The 18,788-nt window shown below is 44.4% G+C and carries 17 protein-coding genes; 13 read left to right on the top strand and 4 right to left on the bottom strand.

Going from position 1 to position 18,788, the window contains the following annotated elements:
• Positions 1 to 11: 11 nt before the first annotated feature.
• Positions 12 to 1,466 (bottom strand): IMP dehydrogenase, encoded by a 1,455-nt coding sequence (gene guaB, locus CSX02_RS11500; protein ID WP_031546147.1) that lies wholly within the window; start codon positions 1,464 to 1,466, stop codon positions 12 to 14.
• Between the two features lie 158 nt (positions 1,467 to 1,624).
• Here guaB and CSX02_RS11495 point away from each other — a divergent pair, with 158 nt between their 5' ends.
• Genes CSX02_RS11495 through CSX02_RS11475 form a run of 5 tightly spaced genes read left to right on the top strand, consistent with a single transcriptional unit; the run spans position 1,625 to position 5,351 of the window.
• Positions 1,625 to 3,013, top strand: coding sequence for an RsmB/NOP family class I SAM-dependent RNA methyltransferase (locus tag CSX02_RS11495; RefSeq protein ID WP_099386769.1), 1,389 nt, complete (start codon positions 1,625 to 1,627; stop codon positions 3,011 to 3,013).
• Between the two features lie 30 nt (positions 3,014 to 3,043).
• On the top strand, positions 3,044 to 3,790 hold the full coding sequence (gene tsaA / locus CSX02_RS11490; protein ID WP_099386768.1) for a tRNA (N6-threonylcarbamoyladenosine(37)-N6)-methyltransferase TrmO: 747 nt from the start codon (positions 3,044 to 3,046) through the stop codon (positions 3,788 to 3,790).
• 2 nt (positions 3,791 to 3,792) lie between these two features.
• Positions 3,793 to 4,317 (top strand): adenine phosphoribosyltransferase, encoded by a 525-nt coding sequence (locus CSX02_RS11485; RefSeq protein WP_031546155.1) that lies wholly within the window; start codon positions 3,793 to 3,795, stop codon positions 4,315 to 4,317.
• Entirely contained in the window at positions 4,317 to 4,853 is a 537-nt protein-coding gene (locus tag CSX02_RS11480; protein WP_031546158.1) for a TetR/AcrR family transcriptional regulator, read from the top strand. The genes CSX02_RS11485 and CSX02_RS11480 overlap by 1 nt, the downstream gene beginning before the upstream one ends.
• Before the next feature lie 3 nt (positions 4,854 to 4,856).
• Positions 4,857 to 5,351 carry a phosphatase PAP2 family protein gene (locus tag CSX02_RS11475; protein ID WP_099386767.1) on the top strand — a complete coding sequence of 165 codons (495 nt, stop codon included), beginning with the start codon at positions 4,857 to 4,859 and terminating at the stop codon, positions 5,349 to 5,351.
• Here the strand turns inward: CSX02_RS11475 and CSX02_RS11470 are convergent.
• Positions 5,345 to 6,223: an AraC family transcriptional regulator gene (locus CSX02_RS11470; RefSeq protein ID WP_099386766.1), complete on the bottom strand. Its 879-nt coding sequence runs from the start codon at positions 6,221 to 6,223 to the stop codon at positions 5,345 to 5,347. The genes CSX02_RS11475 and CSX02_RS11470 overlap by 7 nt on opposite strands.
• A gap of 185 nt (positions 6,224 to 6,408) precedes the next feature.
• On the opposite strand from CSX02_RS11470, the gene CSX02_RS11465 reads away from it, so the two are divergent.
• From CSX02_RS11465 to CSX02_RS11435, 7 genes are all read left to right on the top strand, one after another.
• On the top strand, positions 6,409 to 8,658 hold the full coding sequence (locus tag CSX02_RS11465) for a glycogen/starch/alpha-glucan phosphorylase (RefSeq protein WP_099386765.1): 2,250 nt from the start codon (positions 6,409 to 6,411) through the stop codon (positions 8,656 to 8,658).
• Positions 8,659 to 8,759: 101 nt separating this feature from the next.
• Positions 8,760 to 9,791, top strand: coding sequence for a tetratricopeptide repeat protein (locus CSX02_RS11460; protein WP_143248189.1), 1,032 nt, complete (start codon positions 8,760 to 8,762; stop codon positions 9,789 to 9,791).
• Positions 9,788 to 11,059, top strand: coding sequence for a GTPase HflX (hflX, locus tag CSX02_RS11455; protein WP_099386763.1), 1,272 nt, complete (start codon positions 9,788 to 9,790; stop codon positions 11,057 to 11,059). Before CSX02_RS11460 ends, hflX begins: the two co-directional genes overlap by 4 nt.
• Positions 11,060 to 11,075: 16 nt before the next feature.
• Complete coding sequence (gene rpiB / locus CSX02_RS11450) at positions 11,076 to 11,522, top strand: ribose 5-phosphate isomerase B (RefSeq protein WP_099386762.1); 447 nt, start codon at positions 11,076 to 11,078, stop codon at positions 11,520 to 11,522.
• A 17-nt stretch (positions 11,523 to 11,539) separates the two neighbouring features.
• Positions 11,540 to 12,847, top strand: a complete 1,308-nt coding sequence (locus tag CSX02_RS11445) for a hypothetical protein (RefSeq protein ID WP_099386761.1) — start codon at positions 11,540 to 11,542, stop codon at positions 12,845 to 12,847.
• Positions 12,848 to 12,891: 44 nt separating this feature from the next.
• Positions 12,892 to 13,530 (top strand): DUF6320 domain-containing protein, encoded by a 639-nt coding sequence (locus CSX02_RS11440; protein WP_189281551.1) that lies wholly within the window; start codon positions 12,892 to 12,894, stop codon positions 13,528 to 13,530.
• Positions 13,527 to 14,435: an alpha/beta hydrolase gene (locus CSX02_RS11435; RefSeq protein WP_099386759.1), complete on the top strand. Its 909-nt coding sequence runs from the start codon at positions 13,527 to 13,529 to the stop codon at positions 14,433 to 14,435. Before CSX02_RS11440 ends, CSX02_RS11435 begins: the two co-directional genes overlap by 4 nt.
• 69 nt (positions 14,436 to 14,504) lie before the next feature.
• Here the strand turns inward: CSX02_RS11435 and CSX02_RS11430 are convergent, their stop codons facing one another.
• Entirely contained in the window at positions 14,505 to 16,310 is a 1,806-nt protein-coding gene (locus tag CSX02_RS11430; protein ID WP_099386758.1) for a polysaccharide deacetylase family protein, read from the bottom strand.
• A 186-nt stretch (positions 16,311 to 16,496) separates the two neighbouring features.
• Between CSX02_RS11430 and CSX02_RS11425 the strand changes: the two genes are divergently transcribed.
• Positions 16,497 to 16,934: a PH domain-containing protein gene (locus CSX02_RS11425; RefSeq protein ID WP_099386757.1), complete on the top strand. Its 438-nt coding sequence runs from the start codon at positions 16,497 to 16,499 to the stop codon at positions 16,932 to 16,934.
• A gap of 43 nt (positions 16,935 to 16,977) precedes the next feature.
• On the opposite strand, the gene CSX02_RS11420 is transcribed toward CSX02_RS11425, so the two are convergent.
• Positions 16,978 to 18,417, bottom strand: coding sequence for a citrate/2-methylcitrate synthase (locus tag CSX02_RS11420; RefSeq protein ID WP_099386803.1), 1,440 nt, complete (start codon positions 18,415 to 18,417; stop codon positions 16,978 to 16,980).
• Between the last annotated feature and the right edge of the window lie 371 nt (positions 18,418 to 18,788).

Below are 18,788 nucleotides of genomic sequence, written 5' to 3'. Positions count from 1 at the left end.
GATTTTTTCTGTTATACACCTGAGCTGTAGTTTGGCGCTTCCTTTGTGATATGAATATCATGTGGATGACTTTCCTTGAGAGATGCAGCGGAAATCTTGACGAATTTGCTGTTCTCATGGAGGGTTGGGATGTCAGCACATCCGCAATATCCCATTCCGGAGCGGATACCACCGATCAACTGGAAGACGGTATCTTCCAGGGTGCCCTTGTATGCAACACGGCCTTCAACACCTTCCGGTACAAGCTTTCGTGCTCCTTCCTGGAAGTAACGATCTTTGGAACCGTTTTCCATTGCGGCGATGGAACCCATACCACGATATACTTTGTATTTACGCCCCTGGAATAATTCAAATGTTCCCGGTGCTTCGTCACATCCGGCAAACATGGAACCCATCATACATACATCTGCTCCAGCAGCGAGTGCTTTGGTCAGGTCTCCGGAATACTTGATACCACCATCTGCAATGACGGTCACATCAAGATCTTTTACTGCTTCATATACTTCCATAATTGCAGAAACCTGTGGTACACCAATACCTGCAACAATACGGGTTGTGCAGATGGAACCAGGTCCGATACCAACCTTGACGGCATCAGCTCCGGCTTCAGCGAGAGCCTTTGCAGCATCGCCGGTTGCAATATTTCCGGCAATGACCTGAAGGTCAGGATATTTCGCTTTGATTTCGCGAACTGCGTTTAAAATATTTTTGGAATGACCATGTGCAGAATCGACAACGATGACATCGACATGTGCCTTTACCAGTGCATCAACACGATCCATCATATTTCCGGTGATTCCTACACCTGCGCCGCAGAGAAGACGACCCTGATCATCTTTTGCGGATAAAGGATATTTAATCTGCTTTTCGATATCTTTGATGGTGATTAAGCCCTTGAGATTAAAATCATCATCTACGATAGGAAGCTTCTCTTTGCGTGCTTTTGCAAGAATCTGCTTTGCCTCTTCCAAAGTGATGCCTTCTTTTGCAGTGATGAGATTTTCGGAAGTCATGGACTCACTGATTTTCTTGGTGAAATCTGTTTCGAATTTCAGGTCGCGGTTGGTGATGATGCCGACAAGCTTTCCGTTTTCGGTAATCGGAACACCGGAAATCTTGAATTTTGCCATCAGATTGTCCGCATCCTGTAATGTATGATTTGGAGATAAAGAGAATGGATCGGTAATAACGCCATTTTCAGAACGCTTTACCTTATCTACCTCATCGGCCTGTGCTTCGATGGACATGTTTTTGTGGATGATACCGATACCACCCTGTCTTGCCATTGCGATTGCCATTTTGGATTCAGTGACTGTATCCATGGCGGCAGACATCATAGGAATGTTAAGTACAATCTTCTTTGTAAGATGTGTCTTGAGGTTAATTAAATTTGGTGTTACTTCTGAGTACTGTGGAACCAAAAGAACATCATCGAAGGTGATTCCCTCGCCGATAATAGTAGCCATTTTGCTGTTATCCTCTCTTTCTTGTGCAGTTGTTGAAAATACTTTTGATATACGATAGCAAAATCTTTTTGCGGTGTCAATCTCAAAAACATTTAAATGTCGCAAAAATTATGGTAAAATAACTAGGCAATTTGGCAAAAAGAGGGAAAGAACCTAAAATGACATTACCAAATGAATTTATAGAACATGTTCGTCCACTGCTGGACGAAGGAGAGATGGATGCATTTTTGCAATCGTATGACCGACCGGAATATCACGGACTTCGCTTTCGCAATGAAGCGGTTCGGGAAAAACTGGTGAGTAATTTTGCAGATGAAATCGGACTGGAGGATCCTGTTCCGTGGGCACCGCTTTCCTACTATTATAACAATGAGAAAAGACCGGGGCTTCATCCTTTTCATGAGATGGGCCTCTATTATATTCAGGAGCCGTCTGCGATGGGACCGGCAGCGCTTTTGTCGCCGAATCCGGGAGAACGCGTTTTGGACCTGTGTGCAGCGCCGGGCGGAAAGACGACAGAACTTGCCGCTTTTTTGAAAAATGAAGGACTGCTTGTCGCAAATGAAATCCATCCGGCAAGAGCCAAAATCCTTGCCTCCAATGTCGAGCGGATGGGAATCACCAATGCGCTGGTGCTCAATGAGGATAGCGATCATCTGGCTGCAATTTTTTCGGATTTCTTTCACAGGATTCTGGTAGATGCACCATGTTCCGGAGAGGGAATGTTCCGCAAGAATCCGGATGCGATTGGGGAATGGAGTATGGAGAATGTGCAACTTTGCGCAAAGCGCCAGTCAATGATTCTGGACAATGCCGCGTCCATGCTGATGCGGGGAGGCACCATGGTCTATTCGACCTGTACATTTGCAAAGGAAGAAAATGAAGATACGGTCAATGCATTTTTGTCCCGCCATCCGGATTTTTCTTTGCTGAAACAGGTGAGGTTCTGGCCACACAAAGACAAGGGCGAAGGCCATTTTATGGCGCTGCTGCAAAAAGAAGGGGAACTGTCCGGACTGGATTTTGCGACACGTGCACCGGTGATTCATTCACTCAAAGCGGATGCAGGTGCAAAAAACAAAAAGAAAAAAGGTTCTGCCAATGCAATGCAGTACGGCCTTATCTTTTCTGCATTCCTGCAGGATAATTTCACACCGGAATATGCGGATGCATTTGAAAAAAGAATCGAAGCAAACGGCATATTGACCTTTGGTGAGCAATGGTATCTGGCGCCGCCGCAATGTCCGAACTTGTCAGGCCTGAAAGTTCTGCGCGCGGGTCTGGCGCTCGGCGGATTTAAAAAAGACCGGTTTGAACCGGAACATGCGTGGGCCATGGCTTTGCAAAAAGATCAGGTGTTGCGCGCAATCGAGTTGAATGAGACAGAAGCTTATGCCTATCTGAGAGGAGAGGCAAAGATGGGCCTTGCTCTGGAAAAGAAGGACTGCGGCTATTGCCTCGCAACTTATTGCAGTTATCCGCTCGGATGGGGCAAAGCGACTGCAAACCAGATGAAAAACCATTATCCAAAGGGGCTGCGCCGTTGACTTTGGAACAGGTATAAGGTAGTTTATAAGATGAAGCAAATTGAAATTGTTGCAAAAATACATACTGATTTTCCGGACAAATTCGGCATCCCGCGCCAAAGCGGATTGGTATCCTCCCTGCGCGCGGAGATTGTATTTGAACCGAAATTCCGCAATCCGGATGCCATCCGTGGCATTGAGGAATTTTCACATTTGTGGCTAATCTGGGATTTTTCCAAAAATCGGCAGAAAGATTTTGCAGCGACGGTGGCGCCACCGCGTCTCGGTGGAAAAGAAAAGAAAGGTGTTTTTGCGACGCGTTCGCCGTTTCGACCGAATTCGCTTGGGCTTTCTTCCGTGAAACTCGAAGCGGTTTATATTGACGAAAACCGGGGCCCGGTTTTGGTGGTCAGCGGAGCGGATCTGATGGACGGCACACCGATTTATGATATCAAACCGTATCTGGCATATACGGATTCTCATCCGGATGCAAAAGGAAGTTTTGCGGAACAGCACAAGGCTGACCGGATTGAAGTCGTATTTCCGGAAGCTTTGCTTGCACAAATGCCGCAGGAAAAAAGACAGGCAGCATATGATATACTTGCACAGGATCCACGCGCTTCTTACAACAAGAAGCCGGATTACATATACGGACTCAGTTTTGGAGGATATGATTTGCGTTTTACCGTTTCAGATGATATCTTAACCGTATGTGATGTGGTAAAAATAGATGCGAATTTTTCGCACATCAAAGGCGCATCTGATGTGCCAAATAAACCAGAGAGGATGGATGATTAGAGATGAAAAAAGTAGAGGATTATATTACAACGATTCCGGATTTTCCGGAGCCTGGCATTATGTTTCGCGATATTACCAGCGTGATTCAGGATGCGGACGGATTAAAGCTTGCCATTGACGAGATGGTAAAGCTGTTGGACGGTGTGGATTTTGATGTTATTGCAGGTGCAGAATCAAGAGGATTCATTTTTGGAATGCCAATCGCATATCTTCTTCACAAACCGTTTGTACTGGTGCGCAAGGCAGGAAAGCTTCCGCGCGAAACCGTTTCCAAGAGCTATGATCTTGAATACGGACAGGCAACCATTGAGATTCATAAGGATGCGGTAAAGCCTGGACAAAAAGTGGTATTGGTGGATGATCTGATTGCAACCGGAGGTACCATGAAAGCTGCTGCGGAGTTGATTGAGGAACTCGGCGGAAAAGTGGAAAAGATTATCTTTTTGATGGAGCTTGCAGGATTAAAAGGAAGAGATGTATTAAAAGGATATGATGTCGCTTCCGTAGTTAGTTACGAAGGAAAATAATGGGAGAATTTATCAATTACAAAATCACGACATCCGATGCGATTTTGGAGAAAGCATTTGTAATTGCAAGACGGGAAGGTATTGATGCGCTGACCATCCGCAAGCTTGCCACGGAATGTGGCATTGCGGTTGGCTCGGTGTATAATTATTTTGCAAACAAGGAAGCGGTTGTTGCCGCATGTCGGAGTCTGTTTTGGGGAGAAATATTAAAAGATCAGGAAAAACTGGTCAGACCGGGAATGGGATTTACGGATTTTTTGACACAATACTATTCCTTTATGGCGATTCGTTTGGCACAGGACGACAACAGCTGGCTGCGTGTCATGGATCAGTCCACCATGCACTCTGTGCAGAAACTGTTCTCGGAAGTGCTGGCAAATGACAGTCGCATCAACGGCTCTATCTGGAATCTTGAATTGACCCCGGATAATTTTGTGGAGCATGTGCGTGCCAATCTGCTTGCATTGCTGCAGGCGGGCGAGAGAGATTGCCGGTTTTATATTTTTCTGTTGGAACATTTATTATATGAGAGGTAGAAGATGCGGGATTTTTATATTCGCCTGGTGACGACAACCGCAGAAAAACCGGCTTTGTGCCGGTTCCTGAAAGCTTCGAACCGTCTGCTGACAGTGTTGTCATTCGTCGCATATCCGGTGCTGTTGCTTTTCCTGTTTTTGCAGAAAGATGCACATTTGTTTGAAGCAATCGTTGCACCGCTTGACGGTTTTTTGTTTGTGACGGTTTATCGATTCATTCGCAATCGAAAGCGGCCTTATGAGTCATTGCCGATTCATCCGATTATAGAGAAACAGACAAAAGGAAAATCATTTCCGAGTCGTCATGTCTATTCCGCGATGGCCATCGCCTGTGCATGGTTGTTATGGTCCGGGATTCCGGTGGCCGGTATCATTTTGATTTTGTGTGCGCTTTTGCTTGCCACCATTCGTGTACTGACAGGCGTACATTATATCAGCGATGTTTTGGCAGGTGCTGCATTTGCAGTCCTGTGCAGTCTGATCGTATATTATTATTGACACTGCTTGCGATATTCGCGCGGTGTCATTTTATATTTGTCTTTAAAACTCCTGTTAAAGTAGGAGAGGTTCGAAAAGCCCGCCTCCTCAGAAATGATGAGGATGCTTTCTTCAGAGCTTTGCAGCATACGGGCTGCCATTGTCAGCCGGTAATCCTTCAGATAATCGATGAAGGAACTGCCCATTGCATCTTTGAAATAGCGCATGAAATGCGATTCTGAGAATCCGGAAATCTTTGCAACATCCGCAACCGCAATATGATCCCGATAATGGTTTTCGACATATTTTAACACGATGCGCATTTTTTCCAATGTCTTTTTGTTGGAGTCTTCCGGGCCGAAATTCTTGCAGCGGTTGTCGAGTACAAACAGCAGTTCAAAGAGTTTGCTCTTGATAAAGAATTCATATCCCTGGGGCCGTGTCTTCATAATTTCATCGCAGGCATCAATGCAGGAAGCGATATCCTCGTAATAAGGATAGACCGGCGTATAATGCGTCGGCACACGAATCAGACCCGATAAAAAGCCGGACATAAAATCCATAATTCGTGACTCCTCGGCCTTGGACATCAGCAGATTCGGAGAAAACAGAATATTTTCATATTCCATGGAATCGTCCAGATATTGTTCGATGGAATGCAGCTGACCGGGGCGGACAAGAATCAGATTCGGTCCTTCTACATGATAGCTGCGAAAATCGACGGTGACGATGCCATGGCCTTTCTTGATATAGATGATTTCCATTTCATCATGCCAATGCAACGGCACTTCCGTGAAGTCCAGTGGGATGGAGCAAAGGTAAGTGTTATAGGGAAAGTCGGCCAGGGAATGGTCCTTGTTTTCCTGATAATTTTCGTATTCTACAATATTCATATTGATTCCTCAATGATACAATCACAACATAAATTTAGCGATTAAATAGCCGTTTTGGTATTGATTACGCAATAACATGATAGGATTGTACCACTTTTTGCACAGATACTGCAAGTATTTGTCAGACAAGTGTGAAATAATAATCTTGTCATTGAGTAAGAGCAAACAGATATGGAGGAAATCATATGTCTATTATGAATGAATTGGAGCGCAAGCTCTGCAACAGCATTACCGCTGCAACCAATGAACAGATTTATTTTGCGCTTTTAGATCTCGTAAAAGAAAAAGCACAGAAAAAAGAAAAGCTCGAAGGAAAAAAGAAATTATATTATGTTTCCGCTGAGTTTTTGATCGGAAAATTATTATCCAACAACCTGATCAATCTTGGTATCTATGAAGAAACCAAGAAAGCACTCGAGCAGCAGGGTAAGTCACTTGCACAGATCGAGGAAATCGAGATGGAGCCATCTCTCGGAAACGGTGGTCTCGGAAGACTTGCTGCATGTTTCCTTGACTCACTTGCAACCCTCGGACTGCCTGGAGACGGTGTTGGTTTGAATTATCATTACGGATTGTTCAAGCAGGTATTTGAGAACAATCTTCAGCATGAGACACCAAATCCATGGATTACAAAGGAAAGCTGGCTGAACAAGACAGAGAAGACCTACAAAGTAAACTTCGGTGGATTTGAAGTGACTTCGAAGATGTATGACATCGATGTTGTCGGATACAACAACCGTACCAACAAATTACATTTATTTGATATTGAGACAATCGATGAGAGCCTTGTTGGCGATACTATTGATTTTGATAAGGATGAAGTAGAAAAGAACCTGACCTTGTTCCTGTATCCGGATGATTCGGATGACAAGGGTCGTATCCTTCGTGTATATCAGCAGTATTTCATGGTTTCAAATGCGGCACAGCTGATTATTGATGAGGCGATTGAACACGGTTCAAATCTCCATGATCTTGCTGACTATGCAGTCATTCAGATCAATGATACCCATCCGTCCATGATCATTCCGGAAATGATTCGTCTGCTTTGCCAGAAGGGACTCCTGATGGATGAGGCGATTGAAATCGTATCCAAGATGTGTGCATATACCAACCATACCATTCTTGCGGAAGCACTTGAGAAGTGGCCAATCCACTTCATGAACAAGGCTGTTCCACAGTTGATGCCAATCATTGTTGAGCTTGACAACCGTGTGAGAAGCAAGGTAAAGGATGAGACAACCTATATCATTCAGAATGATTTGGTTCACATGGCGCATATGGATATCCATTACGGATATTCCATCAACGGTGTAGCATACCTTCATACCGAGATTTTGAAGAATACCGAGCTGAACAACTTCTACAAGCTGTATCCGGAACGTTTCAACAACAAGACAAACGGAATTACTTTCCGCCGCTGGCTGATGAGCTGTAATCCTGAACTTTCCAATCTCGTAACCGAATTGATCGGAGAAGGATGGAAGAAGGATGCAAATGAGCTTGAAAAGCTTGGCAATTATGTCAATGATGATGCGGTATTGCAGAAGATTCTTGATGTAAAGCAGACAAAGAAGAACGAGCTTGTCGCTTATTTGAAAGAGAAGCAGGGCATCGAAGTGGATGCAAATTCAATTTTTGATATCCAGGTAAAGCGTTTGCATGAGTACAAGCGTCAGCAACTGAATGCACTTTATGTCATCAACAAATACTTTGAAATCAAAGAAGGCAAAAAGCCAAATCATCCGATTACCGTAATCTTTGGTGCGAAGGCAGCGCCTGCATATATCATTGCAAAAGACATCATTCATTTGATTTTATGTCTGCAGGAAATCATTGCAAACGATCCTGAGGTAAGCCCATACTTAAAGGTTGTTATGGTAGAAAACTACAATGTGACCCTCGCAGAAAAGCTGATTCCGGCATGTGATGTTTCAGAACAGATTTCACTTGCTTCCAAGGAAGCATCCGGAACCGGAAATATGAAATTCATGCTGAACGGAGCAGTTACACTTGGCACCAGCGACGGTGCGAATGTTGAAATCGCTCAGTTGGTCGGCGAAGACAACATCTATGTATTCGGAGAGGATTCTCAGACTGTCATCGATCGCTATGAGAGAGGAGATTATTGCTCAAAGGATTACATCGAGAAGAATAAGCTGATTAAGCGTGCGGTAGAATTCATTGTCGGACCGGAAATGATGAAGGTTGGTCAGAAAGAAAATCTTGAGAGACTGCATAAGGAATTGATCGTAAAAGATTGGTTCATGACATTCCCTGATTTTGAGGATTATTGCAAAACCAAGGATCGCGTCGTAGCAGACTTCGACGATCGCAAGACCTGGGCAAAGAAGATGCTTGTGAATATTTCAAAGGCAGGATTCTTCTCTTCAGACCGTACCATCGAACAGTACAATCAGGATATCTGGCACTTATAATTAATTGTAGCCGATTCTTTTAAGAAAACTCTTCTTGTGTTATAATTGCTTTGTTGAGCAATAATGCAAGAAGAGTTTTTGCATGGAAGAAAAAGGAAATCATGAATCAGAAAATGATACGGATTACGCAAAATAAAATCAAGAATAATAAGATCATGAAACATATCAGAAGGGGGCTGTTGATTTCGGCAGTATCCCTTCTTCTTGTGTCCTGCGGAAAAGCGGCGGAAGACAATGATGAGGAGGCTTATCGTTCCTATGGAATTACCTGTATGAGTCAGGGAAATTACGAGGAAGCGGTAAAGGCATTTCAAAAGGCGCTGTCAGCAGCGCATTCTGTCGGAGATATGGAATTGGACATCAATCTGTATCTGGCAGAATCCTATTATCGTCTGAATGATATTGACTCGGCTCTCGAAACTTATGATGCGCTGATCTCTTATAATGATTATGCGCCGGCATATTTCCAGAGAGGCAATCTGCTGATGGAGCAGGGGCGTACGGATGAGGCGCTGTCCGATTATAATCAGGCAATTCAAAAAGACAAAAAGAATTATGAATTGTATATCGGCATTTATGAAACACTTAAAAATAAAGGACAGGATGAGCGGGCGCGTGATTATCTGCAAAAGGGCTATGAGCAGTCCGGTGAAAAGGGCAGAGATCATTTTTACAAAGGACGCATTGCCTATTATCTGGAAGAATATGAGAATGCTGTTTCCCTGCTGAAACAGGCCATTGAGCAGGATTATGTAGAAGCCAATTTTTATCTGGCAATGATCGAAAAAGCACTGGGCGAAAATGAGGCGGCAGAGACTTATCTGAATGCCTATCTAAGCTCTGATAAAGTGGATGCGCAGGCACTGGTCCATGCGGGCGAGGAGACATTTGCAAACAAGGATTATGAATGGTCAATTCGTTTCTTTGAAGGGGCAAAAGACCAAAAAGATTTGCTGGATCGGCAGAACCTGCTCAAGAATCTGACGGTCGCATATGAAAAGATGGGCGATTATCAGAAAGCAAAAGAAATACTGGAAGAATATGTAAATGAATTCCCGAAGGATGACGAAGCTGCTGCAGAATTGCAGTTTTTGAAGACAAGGGAAGGGCTGCAGACTGAGGATACCGAATGATAGAAACAACACAACAGGAACTTGAAAAAGTAATTTTGGTCGGCGTATGCGACAATGAAGGGGATGATACGGAAGATTCCCTTGCAGAACTTGCGGAACTCGTACAGACTGCGGGCGCACAGGCGGTTGAGACCATTATTCAAAACAGAGAGCATGTACATCCGGGAACCTACGTGGGAAGCGGAAAAGTAGAAGAAATCCGTGAAGCAATCGCACGCACGGGGGCAACTTCCGTCATCTGTGACGATGAGCTGTCACCGGCACAGATTTCGAATCTGTCGGATTTGCTGTCTGTCCGTATTCTCGATCGTACTCTCGTAATTCTTGATATATTTGCGGCGCATGCGACCAGCAGCGAAGGAAAAATACAGGTTGAGTTGGCACAATTGCGCTATCGGAGCAGTCGACTGATCGGACTTGGCAAATCCCTGTCACGACAGGGCGGTCAGATGGGAAACAAAGGTCCAGGTGAAAAGAAACTGGAACTGGATCGCCGACTGATTCAGGCGCGTGTGGCACAATTGCGGCGGGAATTAAAAGAGGTGGAACAGCACCGTGATATCACGCGTGCAAAGCGCAAAAAGAACGCAAAACCGGTTGCTGCCATTGTCGGCTATACCAATGCCGGAAAATCCACATTGCTGAATCATCTGACTCAGGCAGAGGTGCTTGAGGAAGACAAACTGTTTGCGACACTTGATCCGACGACGCGTGTGCTGGAATTGTCCGGCAAGCAGGAGCTGCTTTTGACAGATACGGTCGGATTTATCCGCAAATTGCCGCATCATCTGATTGAGGCATTTAAAAGTACACTCGAAGAAGCAAAATATGCGGATTATATCATTCATGTGGTTGATGCATCCAATCCGCAGCGCGAAAAGCATATGCAGATTGTATACCAGACTTTGACGGAGCTTGGAGTCAAAGACAAGCCGATTATCACATTGTTTAACAAACAGGATTTGCGCACGGATGATGAACCTTTGCGCGATTTCCGTGCGGATTATACGCTTTCGATTTCGGCAAAGAATGAGATTGGACTTGACCGCGTCAGAGACTTGCTGGAACAGATTTTGCGTGACAACAAAGTATTATTTGAGGGAATCATCCCATTTTCACAGGGTAGTCTGCTTCAGCAGATTCGCAAACAGGGCGAACTGCTTTCGGAAGAATATGTGGCAGAAGGTGTGTCTGTAAAGGCATATGTGCCGCAGGATGTGCTGGGCAGATTGCTTGCAGCACTTGAGAAAAATAAAACAGAATCGTAATTTGGAGGAATATAAGATGAAAATCGGAATCGGAAATGATCATAGTGCAGTTGAATTAAAGTATCAGATTGTTGCATATTTGGAGGAACTTGGCCATGAAGTGGTCAATTACGGAACGGATTCGACAGAGAGTTGTCATTATCCTGAAATCGGAGAGAAAGTCGGCAATGCAGTTGCAAACGGCGAAGTGGAATGTGCAGTCTTGATCTGCGGAACCGGAGTTGGCATCTCCATTGCAGCCAACAAAGTAAATGGTGTGCGTGCAGCAGTATGCTCTGACTGTGCAACAGCACGATTGGTAAAGCAGCATAACAATGCGAATATCATTGCCTTCGGCGCACGCATCGTCGGCGTTGAGCTTGCGAAAGATATTGTAAAAGCATATCTGGATGCGGAATTCGAAGGCGGTCGCCATGCGGTTCGCATTGCAATGTTTACTGATATTGAAAATCGAAACAAATAAGAATACGAACATCAATTATGAAAAGAAACAAAGACACTAAGGACCACATCGGCTCTACACATCGCTACATCCGCTGGCAGAAACTGGACAATACCGCATTGCTGTTTCCGGCAATCGCCGGCGAAAGTATGACCAATGTCTATCGCATTTCCGTGACCTTAAAGGAACCGGTACAACCAAAATTGTTGCAAAAAGCACTGGATATGGTTTTGCCGAAAATCGACGGATTCAATGTGAGGCTGCGTGCCGGTGTGTTTTGGTATTATTTTGAAGAAAATGGAAAGAAGGCTCCTAAAGTAACAGAGGAGTCTCTTTTTCCATGCCGTTATATCCATGCAAACAGGAACCACAGCTATCTGTTCCGTGTGACTTATTATCAGTGCCGCATCAATCTGGAAGTATTCCATGTTCTGGCAGACGGAATGGGAGGCGTGAATTTTCTGCGCGAGCTGACCTATCAGTATTTGCGACTGGCACATCAGGAGTTGGGCAAACAGTGTGAGGACCGTCTTTCGGATGAAACTTCACTCTCGGTGGAAGACTCTTTTTTGAAAAACTATAAAGCGGCAAAGCCAAGCGGATTTGAAAAGAAAAAGGCCTATATTATTCGCGAGGAAAAATTACCGACAGGCGAATTTGCCTTGATGCATGGCTATATGAAGGTGTCGGAATTAAAAGAGGTGGCACATCGGTACGGGGTTTCACTGAATGAATATCTTGTGGCTGCTTTCGTATATAGTGTTTATACAGAGCATATGCTTCGCTCGGCCAATCCGCATCCGATTCGTGTGGCGGTGCCGGTAAATTTGCGACCGTATTTTGATTCGGATACCACACGCAATTTCTTTATTGTGGTTTCAGCGGAATTTGTGGCTTCGCAGGACAATATGACATTTGAAGATGTCCTTGAGGCCGTGCGTGATTCGTTGCGGGAACAAATTCAAAAAGATCATATGGAAGATCTTTTTTCTTATTCCGTATCCAACCAGAAAAACAAATTCCTGCGTGCATTTCCTTTGCCGCTCAAGAAGCCTGCCATTCGAATCGTCTATTCCAAATCGGCACTGGCCAATACCAGTACCATCACGAACATCGGCAATGTGGTGCTTGATCAGCGATATGCGGACTACATCGAGAAATTCACAGCTTGTATTGCCATGTCAAAGGGGCAGTCACTGAAAGGAACCATATGCTCCTATAACGGAAATCTGTGCTTTACATTCAGTTCTGTTTTTCGTGAGACGATTGTGCAAAAGTCATTTTTCAGAAAACTGGCCGAAGATGGGATTGATGTCTCTATCGAGACCAATCGGGTTTATTATTAAGAAAAAGAAAGGGACAAATCATGAAAACTTGTCCAAAATGTAATGTGAAAATATTGGATGATACCGATCGATGCCCGCTTTGTCGTCATGCACTGTCCGGCCCGGATGGTGGATTGCGCTCTTATCCGGATGCGGTGGGAAGCATTAGGCGTGCCCGTTTATTTGAAAATATGGTGCTTTTCTTATCTGTGATTGCAGGAATCGTTGCACTTTATCTAAATTATAAATTGTCTCATACCAATTGGTGGAGTCTGATCGTGGTATTGTCATTGTTTTATGTGAATGTCGTCATTCGCTATGCGATTCTCGGTCGCTCCGGCTATCAGTCAAAAGTATATGGGTTGCTGGTGATTGCATTGCTGGTCCTCGAAGGCATTGATTATCTGACGGGATTTGAGGGATGGGCACTGACCTATGTATATCCGAGCGGCATTATGGCATTGGATCTGGCAATCCTGATTCTGATGATTACCAATCGACGCAATTGGCAGAGTTATATGCTGCCACAATTGGTATTGGTTGTTTTGTCATTGTTTTCCGGAGTTTTCTGGCTTGCAGGATGGAACCGCAGCCCGTTGCTTGCACAAATATCGGTGGGCGTAGCCTTGTTCACTTTTTTGGGCACTTTGATCTTGGGAGACCGCAGAGCGCGCAATGAGATGAATCGGAGGTTCCATGTATGAAAAATACGAGTTTATCCGGGCGCGTTCTGTCAGAACTGATTTCCAGATTTACGGCAGACCACTTACTGGGACGCAAAATCAGGACCGGTGAACTGCGAAAAAAACTGGTCGAACCGGCGTGGTCAGTCCCGGATATTTTCACAATGGAAGAAATTGATTTGGGGAATTTTAAAATGCAGCGGTTGGCACGCAAAGAGGAGCGCAATGCCAATCGGGTGATTCTCGAATTTCATGGCGGCGGTTACATAGCAGGCGTGAGAAATGCCTATTATGTAATGGCCGGTCTTTATAATGAAGTAAGTCAGGGTGCTGACGTTGTCGTGCCGGATTATCGTGTTGCTCCGGAGAATCCGTTTCCGGCGGCTCTCGAAGATGCGCTTGCCGCATATCAGTGGTTACTCAGTCAAAATTATTTTGGAGAACAAATTATTCTGGCCGGAGATTCTGCCGGCGGAGGTTTGGCAATGGCGCTGACAATGTATCTGCGCGATCATAACATGCCTGTGCCAGGAGGAATCATTGCAATGTCTCCATGGACGGATTTGACGGCGAGCGGGGAATCATACCGCACCAATTATGAGAAAGATCCGCTTTTTGGCAATACACACGAGAGTATGATTTATCTGAATGACTATCCGGGCAATCATGATCCGATGGATCCGTATATTTCTCCGCTCTTTGGAGATTTCAGGGGATTCCCGCCGATGCTGATTCAGGTGGGTGAAAATGAGATGCTTCTGTCGGATTCTGTTGAAGTGGCCGCAAAAGCCAGAATGCAGGGTAACAGAGTGCGCTTGAGTGTATATCAGGGGATGTTTCATGACTTTCAACTTGCATTTTTGAGTATTCCTGAATCAAAGAATGCATGGGATGAAGTGCGCCGTTTCTTTCTTGCGTTGGAATAAAATATACATAATAAAAAGGTGCTGTAAATCAGATTTGATTTACGGCACCTTTTTTGGTACATGTTTGAATTAGTTGTTTGCTTTCCAATGAACCATTGGTGTTGTCTCATCCATCGGCAGGAATGTATATCCGTTTGCAAGTCCCCACTGGATGATTTCTTCTACTGCATTGACAGAGAAATCTTTGATATCATGCTGCAATACGATAGATACATCCTGATATTTCATACCTGCGGTTACATTTGCAACAATTTCGGAGGTGACGGTTGTCTCTCCGGCATCTCCACTGGTGATATTCCAATCACTGTAGAAATATCCGAGCTTTGGAGCGGATTCTGCCAAATCGGCCATGATTCCGGTTGCATAATGGCGGCTGATGGTATTGGATGTTCCACCAGGGAAACGAAGGATATTGGCATACTGTCCGGTCTGCTCATAGATGATTTCATTCATCTTTGCGATATCCGTGAAAAATGCTTCCTTGCTCTTATAGATTGTCGGATAATCATGCGAGTAACTGTGCAATGCAACAGTGTGACCACGCTTGTATTCTTCTCCAATCATATCCGCATATTTCGGGAACTGATTGGTTACGAAGAAGGTTGCCTTGACATTATATTTGTCCAATATATCAAGCAGCTGCTGGGTATATGGTCCAGGACCGTCGTCAAAGGTCAGATAAACAACCTTTTTGCCAGGATCCTTTGTGACATCATCGGCCTGTTTCTGATATACATATACATAACGCTCTGCTGTGACTTCATTGTCGGAATGGTCGGCAACGGTATATTTGAGCAGATATACACCGGCTTTGGAGGTGTCAACACTTCCACCGATTTTTACATCTTCGGTCAAATCGCCGTCAACAGCATCTTCTGCTTTGTATCCCGGATCTTCGAAGGTGTCACCGACATTCAAATAAATGGATGTATCACCCTTCAGGGTCAGTGTAGGAGGATCACTTTCCTGTACAACAACCATTCGGGTTACTTTTGCTTCATTTCCGTTGGAATCGGAAACCGTATAAGTGATATAGCTGGTTCCGTATTTGGAAGAATCAACGGTACCTTCGACTTTGACTTTGTCAGTGACATCGCCGTCGACATCGTCTACCGCTTTGTATCCAGGCTCCTTGTAAGTGGAGTTGAGCTGGATTAATACTTTTTCGCCGTCGGTCAAAGTGATTTCCGGTGCAAATACATCTTTATAGGTGATGGTACGCTCAACGGTCGATGTGTTACCGTTGCTGTCTGTCACAGAATAAGTGATTTTGTCTTTGGAGGCGTCCACCTTGACTTTGTCGGTGACATCGCCGTCATAATTGTCGACTGCGGTATAGCCTTCTTCCTTATATTCCGTTCCAGGGCTTGCGTAGCCTTCCCCTTCGAGTTTGATTTCAGGTCCTGTGGTGTCCTGAACTTTCAAAATCTGTGAACATTCCTTGGTCTGATCGGAATAGGTTGCACGATATTTCAGGTGATATTCCCCGAGATCCAGTGCGCTGAAATCAGTATCACCTTCGATTAAGGTCACGATACATTCTTTTTTGTTGAATCCGAAAATGCGTCCTGTATAATTGGCAGTTACAGATTTTGGATCAAAAACCTCTCCGTATTCAATCGGGGTGGTTTCTCCATCCTTAATGCTGAATTTGATGGTCTTTTTGTCAAAAATCAGCAGTGCAATAAATGCCACAACGAGAACAACCGTCATCGCTGCCAAAAGCAACAGACCGGTATGGTTCTTCTTGCGTCTTCTTCGCTTTGGATAAGCGCGTGTGCGAACAGTGGTATAGTCTTTGGAGCCATGACGAGTCTGAGGTCTTCGGTCACCACTGAAATCCACGATATCCAATTTGTTCAAATCGTCTTTCATGATTACTCCTCTTCCTTATTTAATTAATTTTAAACCAGTTATTATTGTAATCGTTCCATTCAAAACATACAATAGGACTTTGAGAATCTTAATGGAACATTAAGAATTTATTTGAACTTGCGCATGCTTCATGGTATTCTATTGGTAATAATGACTCGTTTAAAAGAAGGGGAGGAAATTACAGATATGGCAGATGTGAATCAAAACAGTTTTGCAGCGGGATTAAATGACGATACCGTGATTTTTAAGGAGAGAAAGAGATGGCTGTTTCTTGGATTGCCTTGGACATTTACCAAATATACCATCAAGCCGGCATTCATTACCTTAAACCAGGGATTCTTTAATTCGATGGAAGATGATTGCTATATGTACAAAATCCAGGATGTGAAGATGAACAGATCGTTGCTGGAGAAGATCTTTGGTCTTTCTACCATTGTTTGCTACTCCGGAGATGTGACGAATCCGGAATTGGTTTTAAAGCATATTCGTCATGGACAGGAGATTAAGAATTACATTCTTAAGACATCCGAAGAGGCACGCATTAAGCGCCGCACCATCCATACACAGGACATCGGTGCTCACAATATCGATCTTGATGGAGATGGCATGCCGGATAATTTCTGATTTCAATCAAAAACCGCTTTCTCAAATTGAGAAAGCGGTCTTTTTATTTTCTCTCATTCATTGGCACATACGGAATGTGATGGCCGACATATTTGTATGCCGGACGGATAATCTTTGAAGTGTTCATAATCTCTTCAAGACGATGTGCACTCCAGCCCGGAATACGGGCAATTGCAAAAATCGGAGTAAACAATTCTTCCGGAATGCCAAGCATGGTATATACAAAGCCGGAATAAAAATCGACATTGGCACAGACATTTTTATGAACGCGACGGCGCTCCATAATCAAACGTCCTGCAATACGCTCTACCGATTCATAGAGGTTGAATTCCTCCTCCATATGTTTTTCCTTTGCAAGCATATGGGCATATTCCTTCAGAATCACTTCACGCGGATCGGACAATGTATAAACCGCATGTCCCATACCGTAAATCAATCCGCTCTGATCAAATGCTTCTTTGTTGAGAATCTTTTCGAGGTAAGCAGTCAGCTCCTTCTCGTCAGCCCAGTTTTTGACATGCGCCTTGATATCGGCAAACATATTCTGAACCTTTAAGTTGGCACCACCGTGACGCGGTCCTTTCAGGGAAGCAATGGATGCAGCAGTGGACGAATAGGTATCCGTACCGGAAGAGGATACGACATGTGTCGTAAAGGTAGAATTGTTTCCTCCGCCGTGGTCTGCATGAAGAATCAAAGCAACATCCAAAACCTTTGCCTCGAGAGCAGTGTAATGTCCGTCCGCGCGCAACATTAAAAGGATATTTTCTGCAAGCGACAGTCCCTTCTTCGGATTACGGATCATCAACGTGGCTCCCTGGCGGAAATGCATATACGCATGATAGGAGTAAACCGCAAGCAGCGGAAGCTTGTTAATCAGCTCTAGCGACTGGCGCAATACATTGTCCGGCGCAATATTGTCCGGGTCGGAATCATAGGTATACAATGTTAATACACATCTTTGCAATGCATTCATGATATTTGCATTGGAAGCTTTCATTACGACATCTCGTACAAAGCGTCCACCCAGATGCTGCATTTCTTCCATAACACTCAAAAAGACATCGAGCTCCTCCTGGTTCGGCAGATGACCGAAAATCAGCAGAAAGCTTGTCTCCTCAAATCCAAATTTGCGATCTCCGAGTCCGGCAATCAGATCATTGACCTCGACCCCCTGATAATACAGATGTCCGTCATCCGGAATCTGATTTCCTTTTTCAAGCCGATATGCAACGACATCGGATACTTCCGTCAATCCGGTCAGGACACCCTTACCTGCTGCATCACGCAGTCCACGCTTGACATCATATTCGAGATAAAGATTCGGATCCAACAGCGGATGGTTGGCCAGCTCGCGGCGCAAACGGGCAATTTTCTTGACAAATTCCCGATTCACATAAAACGGATCGTCCTCCAGATCCTCCGGAATCACAACCGTATTATTTAAGTCTGCCAATTCAATCAATTGTTCATTCTCTTTCATAGGAAATCCCTTCAATCGTCCGATTTTTGCAATTCTTTCTCTTCGAAATTGCAAAATCAATTTAAAAACTCTTATTTCACCATTTGTTAACACATTGTTTTGCATAATATAATACCATTTTATGCAAAATCCATCAAGTAATCAAACACAACTGTTCCATACATCCTGGTTATATCCCATATTCCCTGCCTACCCTTCCGTGTGCCACCCACGCTGGACACGCTAGGCGCGAAAGCTTAGATTCTCCAAAGCCGTACGCTTAAAGCGGCTTCTGTTTTACTAAGCGCGTTCCCAACGATGTTCCTCTACCGGTCTATATGGGACAGGAAAGTGATCAGGAATATTGGGTGTTTGCGTGGAAAAGACTGTGC

The sequence above is a fragment of the Agathobacter ruminis genome, from assembly GCF_002735305.1.
Taxonomy (GTDB): Bacteria; Bacillota; Clostridia; order Lachnospirales; family Lachnospiraceae; genus Roseburia; species Roseburia ruminis.
The sequence above is the reverse complement of the archived record's forward strand: the minus strand, read 5'-3'. Positions and strand labels throughout refer to the sequence as shown.

Bases quoted from the DNA above. Each gene is read 5' to 3' on its own strand.
- guaB (WP_031546147.1), bottom strand. From the start codon at position 1,466: ATGGCTACTATTATCGGCGAGGGAATCACCTTCGATGATGTTCTTTTG.
- CSX02_RS11475 (WP_099386767.1), top strand. From the start codon at position 4,857: ATGCGGGATTTTTATATTCGCCTGGTGACGACAACCGCAGAAAAACCG.
- rpiB (WP_099386762.1), top strand. From the start codon at position 11,076: ATGAAAATCGGAATCGGAAATGATCATAGTGCAGTTGAATTAAAGTAT.
- CSX02_RS11480 (WP_031546158.1), top strand. From the start codon at position 4,317: ATGGGAGAATTTATCAATTACAAAATCACGACATCCGATGCGATTTTG.
- CSX02_RS11420 (WP_099386803.1), bottom strand. From the start codon at position 18,417: ATGAAAGAGAATGAACAATTGATTGAATTGGCAGACTTAAATAATACG.
- tsaA (WP_099386768.1), top strand. From the start codon at position 3,044: ATGAAGCAAATTGAAATTGTTGCAAAAATACATACTGATTTTCCGGAC.
- CSX02_RS11460 (WP_143248189.1), top strand. From the start codon at position 8,760: ATGAATCAGAAAATGATACGGATTACGCAAAATAAAATCAAGAATAAT.
- CSX02_RS11445 (WP_099386761.1), top strand. From the start codon at position 11,540: ATGAAAAGAAACAAAGACACTAAGGACCACATCGGCTCTACACATCGC.
- CSX02_RS11435 (WP_099386759.1), top strand. From the start codon at position 13,527: ATGAAAAATACGAGTTTATCCGGGCGCGTTCTGTCAGAACTGATTTCC.
- CSX02_RS11485 (WP_031546155.1), top strand. From the start codon at position 3,793: ATGAAAAAAGTAGAGGATTATATTACAACGATTCCGGATTTTCCGGAG.
- CSX02_RS11425 (WP_099386757.1), top strand. From the start codon at position 16,497: ATGGCAGATGTGAATCAAAACAGTTTTGCAGCGGGATTAAATGACGAT.
- CSX02_RS11470 (WP_099386766.1), bottom strand. From the start codon at position 6,223: ATGAATATTGTAGAATACGAAAATTATCAGGAAAACAAGGACCATTCC.
- CSX02_RS11430 (WP_099386758.1), bottom strand. From the start codon at position 16,310: ATGAAAGACGATTTGAACAAATTGGATATCGTGGATTTCAGTGGTGAC.
- CSX02_RS11495 (WP_099386769.1), top strand. From the start codon at position 1,625: ATGACATTACCAAATGAATTTATAGAACATGTTCGTCCACTGCTGGAC.
- CSX02_RS11465 (WP_099386765.1), top strand. From the start codon at position 6,409: ATGTCTATTATGAATGAATTGGAGCGCAAGCTCTGCAACAGCATTACC.
- hflX (WP_099386763.1), top strand. From the start codon at position 9,788: ATGATAGAAACAACACAACAGGAACTTGAAAAAGTAATTTTGGTCGGC.